At 68.0% G+C, this 1,079-nt stretch carries 1 protein-coding gene; it reads right to left on the bottom strand.

From position 1 onward, the window contains the following. Positions 1-1,079, bottom strand: a 1,079-nt coding sequence (gene dprA / locus ENZ74_RS32660; protein ID WP_127313329.1) for a DNA-processing protein DprA, incomplete at both ends; no start/stop codon positions are given.

The raw sequence follows: 1,079 nt of genomic DNA on the forward strand, positions 1-1,079 counted from the left end.
GTTCTAGCCGGCCGGCGAGGTCGAGTTCCAGCAGCACCATGAACACTTGGGCCGGGTGCAGGCCAGTGTGGCGGATGATCTCGTCGACCGAGACGGGCGTCGGGCCGAGCGCCTCGATGACTCGGGCGCGATCGCTTTCGCCGGGCGGTGGTGCGGCCAAGAAGTCGGGCGGCTCTTCGAACGGCGGCACGTCGGGCGCCCGCATGCCGGTCAGCGGCGCGATTGCCCTGGAAATATCCGATGCCTCGGTGACCAGGGTGGCGCCATCCTTGAGCAGGCCATTGGCGCCGGCGGCGCGTGGATCGAGCGGTGAGCCCGGTACAGCGAAGACCAGTCGGCCCATTTCGCCGGCAAGCCTGGCGCTGATCAGGGACCCAGAGCGTTGCGCTGCCTCGACCACCACCAGCCCAAGGACCGCACCCGCGACAAGGCGGTTGCGGCGCGGAAAATCCTGAGCGCGCGGCTGCCAGCCGAACGGCATCTCCGAAATGATGGCGCCACGCTCGGCAATCTCTTCGCACAGGCCTGCATTTTCAGGCGGATAAGGCTGGTCGAGGCCGCCGGCCAGCACGCTGATCGTGCCGGTCGCAAGACTGCCCTGATGCGCCGCTGTGTCGATGCCGCGCGCCAGGCCGGAGACGATTGCGTAGCCGTCGCGGCCGAGGTCGGCTGCCAGCATGCGCGCCATCTTGATGCCGGCCAGCGACGCGTTGCGTGCCCCGACTATGGCGACACCCGGCAGCCGGAAAACAGCTGCGTTGCCCTTTACCGCCAGCAGGGGCGGCGGATGATCCATGTTGCGCAAGAGGGGTGGGTAGTCTGCTTCACCGATGCCGACAAAGCGGGCGCCGGCCTTTCCAGCTGTTTCCAGTTCGGCCTCGGCCTCGGCAACGGACGGGATGCGGGCGATCCGGATGGCGCCGCCCGAAATCATCAGTTCCGGCAGTATTTCAAGCGCCGCTTCGGCTGAGCCGAAGCGGTTGATCAGGTCGCGAAAGGAGGCAGGGCCGACATTCTGGGTGCGGATCAGTCGTAGCCAGCTCAGCCGCTGCCGGTCGCTGAGGCGCGGCCCGGCGGTC

The organism is Mesorhizobium sp. M7A.F.Ca.CA.002.15.2.1 (assembly GCF_003998715.1).
GTDB lineage: Bacteria > Pseudomonadota > Alphaproteobacteria > Rhizobiales > Rhizobiaceae > Mesorhizobium > Mesorhizobium ciceri.